Annotated in this window: 5 protein-coding genes and 1 pseudogene; 2 read left to right on the forward strand and 4 right to left on the reverse strand. The window is 43.9% G+C overall.

Annotated elements, in window-relative coordinates:
* On the reverse strand, nucleotides 1-478 hold a 478-nt coding region (locus tag F6K20_RS26175; RefSeq protein WP_287296584.1), incomplete at its 3' end, for a nucleotidyltransferase family protein.
* Nucleotides 479-719: 241 nt separating this feature from the next.
* Nucleotides 720-911 carry a hypothetical protein gene (locus F6K20_RS26180; RefSeq protein ID WP_287296585.1) on the reverse strand — a complete coding sequence of 64 codons (192 nt, stop codon included), beginning with the start codon at nucleotides 909-911 and terminating at the stop codon, nucleotides 720-722.
* A gap of 311 nt (nucleotides 912-1,222) precedes the next feature.
* Here F6K20_RS26180 and F6K20_RS26185 point away from each other — a divergent pair, with 311 nt between their 5' ends.
* Nucleotides 1,223-1,417 carry a hypothetical protein gene (locus F6K20_RS26185; RefSeq protein WP_008178699.1) on the forward strand — a complete coding sequence of 65 codons (195 nt, stop codon included), beginning with the start codon at nucleotides 1,223-1,225 and terminating at the stop codon, nucleotides 1,415-1,417.
* A 2-nt stretch (nucleotides 1,418-1,419) separates the two neighbouring features.
* On the forward strand, nucleotides 1,420-2,211 hold the full coding sequence (locus F6K20_RS26190) for a cobalt-precorrin-6A reductase (protein WP_287296587.1): 792 nt from the start codon (nucleotides 1,420-1,422) through the stop codon (nucleotides 2,209-2,211).
* 129 nt (nucleotides 2,212-2,340) lie between these two features.
* Here the strand turns inward: F6K20_RS26190 and F6K20_RS26195 are convergent, their stop codons facing one another.
* A complete protein-coding gene (locus tag F6K20_RS26195) occupies nucleotides 2,341-2,991 on the reverse strand; it encodes a DUF3386 domain-containing protein (RefSeq protein ID WP_008178703.1) in 651 nt (216 codons plus the stop codon).
* Nucleotides 2,992-3,533: 542 nt separating this feature from the next.
* Nucleotides 3,534-4,335: pseudogene (locus F6K20_RS26200) on the reverse strand (ATP-binding protein); the annotation flags it as partial.

A 4,335-nucleotide genomic window follows, 5' to 3' on the forward strand; every position in this document is an offset into this window, starting at 1 on the left:
AAGGTTTTTCCAAAAATTGGCGGATGCGCATTTCCTTATCGGTGATCACCACCCCGAACTCAACGGGATTGGGAACGCGAGTTAGGATTAATGTCGCCTTTGATTTCTTAGCTTTATGAAATTCGATCGCAGCAGTCAAATCAAAGTCGGTGATGCTATCGCCACTAATGACTAAAAAGGTTTCATTGAGTAATTCGGAAATATTTTTAACACAACCTGCAGTCCCCAGAGGCTGTTCTTCTTCTACCGCATAGGTCATCTTGACCCCAAAGTCACTGCCGTCTTGGAAGTAGTCCCGCATGACATCTGGGAGATAGTACAGAGTGGCAATGACCTCAGTGATATTGTGCCGTTTGAGTAGATTAACAATATGTTCCGCAATGGGTCGATTCAGGATTGGCACCATGGGCTTGGGCAGATCACAGGTCAACGGTCTAAGCCGTGTTCCTGAACCACCAGCCATCAGCACTGCTCGCATAATTCCTCCTCTTTTAACCCGTTAAGGGGTTTGATCATGTTGTCTACGTTCATTTGTCTTTTTATGGGCTTTTTTTAGTGAAGTACTTTCCTCCACAAACAGTGACTTGATCTAAAAACCGTCATTTTGGCATGCTAGCGTCGATAGTCAGTCATATAGGTGCGCTTTCCGCATCTAATTATTAAATTCGCCACGGGTCGCACCTAAAGAGTGCTTTCGACAAAGACTGGCGGAACCATAACTAACGACACTGGTGTCGCCAAGTTTCCTCCGACCTCAGAACAAAGATCGCGCCTTGACCCGCTGCTTCTTCACTCAGGTAATCATCACTACTGAGTTTGGCTAGTCTGTAACTCCTAAGGGTCACACCACAAATGAAGACTAGAGAAACTGGACCTGGATCAATGCTACTTTGAGCTGTAATCCGAATCAATTCTTAGGTGCGCTTGACCTTGGCGAATTAAATTCGCCAAGGTCAAGCGCACCTGTTGATTAACCTACACACTTATGGTATTGAGGTCATGGTCTAACACTTGCTTGATAAGGTAAAATTATCATTAATATAAAAATTATCTTATAAAAAGCACCGGAGGTGAAAAACCATGTCACAATAACCAAATGTCTTCTACCCAGATTCAACAAGGGTAGTTAAAACCGCCCCAAGGGCTCGCTTCTCCTCCCTGTCAGGCGAGACGCCTATCTTACTTGAGACGGGGTTTCCAAATATGGCAAGATTTTTGATGAATGGCTAACTTAATTGTCTTCGGGTTACTGGTAGTCTATGGGTATGGCGTGTGGAAATTCTGGAGGGGGTTTGAGCGGACTGACTTCAGCCGGAGTTTAACCAATCGGATAGCATTGTCACTGTTGTGGCCAGCTTTAATCGTTGCCAATAAGTCCTATCGCAAAAACTTTACTAAAGCCCTTAAGGGCAGATAGGAGTGCTCGATAGCAGTGGCCGTATTTGGCTGATTGGTGGAACCACCGAAAGTGTGACTCTGGCAAATGCGATCGCATTCAGGGGGATTCCCTGTACAGTAACCGTTACCACAACAGCGGCTAAATCCCTCTATCCCCAAACCCCAAATTTAAGGGTTCGAGTCGGACGTTTAGATACAAATGGGCTAGAGCAGTTTTTGGAGAACCATGGTATTGTAGCGATCCTAGATGCCTCTCACCCCTATGCGGTGGAAATTTCCCAAATAGCGATTTCAGCCGCTTGTGCTCGGCATATACCTTACCTGCGTTTTGAAAGGCAACAGCTAAATTCTCAGGTAAGTTCTGAACTAGACAATTCACCAATAATTTATCTCAATAGTTTCCAAGACCTGATTGCTGGTAACTATCTCCATCAGCAGCGGGTATTACTGACAATCGGTTATAAACATTTACCCTTATTCCGTGGTTGGCAAGACCAATCAACCCTATACGCCAGGGTTCTCCCCAGTGTTACTGCAATAGATGTAGCGATCGCGTCTGGATTTAGCCGGGATCGAATTATTGCCCTGCGTCCTCCGGTACCAGCTGATTTGGAAAAGGCACTCTGGCATCACTGGGACATCTCTGTTGTGGTCACCAAGGCCTCTGGGGTTGCTGGGGGAGAAGATATCAAACGAGCCGTAGCTACTGAGTTAGGCATCTCCCTAGTTATAATTACTCGCCCAGTTGTTGATTATCCGCAGCAAACCAGCCATGTATCTGTGGCATTAGAGTTTTGCGTACGTTATGTTTGAACTCTCTCCCGGTAAATAACAGGTAAGCCTATGGGCTACAGATGGTGCTACTTGAGGTGCCGTCAGCTGTCAGCCGTTGGTCTTTAGCTGATGGCTGATAGCTGATAGCTGAATGCTTACAACAAAAGTTTAAACCATAGCTGGTTGGAGTAACCTGATATTATAAAAGTTGAATTCAGTAGCTGTCCGCCCTTTTTCCTCGATGGCATAAACTACTTGACGAGTCATAATATAATAATCACCAACTTTCTCGAACCTGTCCTCAAATTCTCGTTTAGCCATCAAATCACCAGTTTTGGCATTGCGAAAAATGGCATTGTAGCCTGAAGAAATATACCCTTCTCCTGTATCTAGGCTATGGTTGGTATTAATTGTAAAAGCCATCGGACCCATAACCCGACTGACATGACAAATTTCCCTACCCCGGACTTTATAGTTAGAGCCCATAGCATCACCCTTGACCAAAATTTCCACTGCACCAGTAGAATCGTTTTCACCAAAGCTAAATTGGTTTTTCCCATGGGCTTTTTCAAAGGATGACCGCTTGCGATGGGTCACAATATCCCGCATCTGGTTATAGACACTTTCTTTGACCTTTTCATCATCAAACCCACTGACTTCAACACTGTGATCACTATTAATGCGAACTTGACCAGTGTATACTTCATCACCTTGCTTAATTTCCAGGTCAGCTTTGTAACCAGGAAAATTGTCGTCCCAGGTGTAGCGGTTTTCGTAAGCCGCCTGGAACACTTCACGAGCTGTTTCGTTTTCGATCATAGTCTTGTTAAGTCAACCGATATTTTGAGCTAATAGTTCCCAAACTAGACAAACTATACTAGGGAAGTGTTACTATCCAAAGACTACTCACTAATCTCTGACGGTGCTTATTATAGCATTACTGTTTTATAGAGAATCTTTAAATTTGGTGAGGTACTTTAAGCGTAAGCTATCAGCGTGTCGCGTATCAGCTATCAGCTAATGGGCTACAGATTGTGCTACTTGATGTGCTTATGGGCTATTATAAAGCTACGGAACTTTTGAATAAAACAAGTAAGGATTCGAATAATGCTGAGTTATGGAAAGCACCTCAAGCAGCGTGAGCCATTCGCGTAGCGTGGCCTTTGGCCAAGGCTCAGGGCTGACGGCTGACGGCTGAATGCTTACGTTTAATCTAACTTTCAGCTAAAACTAATACTAACACTTTTCACCATTACTCCCAAATTTATTATGGCTTGTAAGTGTTAGTAAGTTTAGTTTAAGTTTTCCGTAAAAAGCTAAGGGCTGAATCCTTACGTAAGGGGAACCTAAAGAGTGGATGGTTAATCAATATCAGTTGCTTGATTGGAAATCATCACAGGAACTTGATAAAGAGGTACTGTGAAGGTAACTGTTGACCCTAAATTTTCCCCCATACTGAAAAAATTGACCACACCCCCCATGGTTTCAATCAGCTTTTGGGATATGACTAAGCCTAAACCCGTGCCGCCATATTGGCGAGTCCGGGAACCATCGACTTGGGTAAAGGTTTGAAACAGCCGGTCTTGCTGGTCGAGGGAAACACCGATGCCAGTATCGGCAACTCGAACTTTAACCAATCCTGGGAATTCTGTACCTTTGAAAGTTATCTTCTTTCGGATCACCTCAGCACTAACAGTCACCCCACCTTCATCAGTAAACTTAATGGCATTGCCGACTAGGTTTAACATGACCTGTAGCAGCCTTTGATAGTTACCATACATAACAATGCCATCATAGACATCAGGCATTTCAATTCTGAGGCTGAGGTTTTTGAGCTGGGCTTGATTGATCGTAAAGTCCTCAACTTTTCTAAACAGAGAATCTAATTCTACTGGAGCGAGTTCTAGCTCCATTTTACCAGCTTCAATCTTGGCAATATCCAGGATATCATTAATAATATTGAGCAGATGCAATGCAGAATTGTAGGCTTCTTGGATAAAATCCCTTTGCTCCTGTGGATCGTCTGCCATGCCATCAAGAACCAACTTGAGAAACCCAATCATGCCATTGAGAGGGGTACGTAACTCATGGGAAGTATTAGCCAAAATCACTTTTGTGGCGAGAAGCTTCTTCAGCCCTTTCGCTAGCTATTTCTAACTCCTA

Origin of the sequence: Moorena sp. SIO2C4, assembly GCF_010672485.1 — a bacterium.
Taxonomy (GTDB): domain Bacteria; phylum Cyanobacteriota; class Cyanobacteriia; order Cyanobacteriales; family Coleofasciculaceae; genus Moorena; species Moorena producens.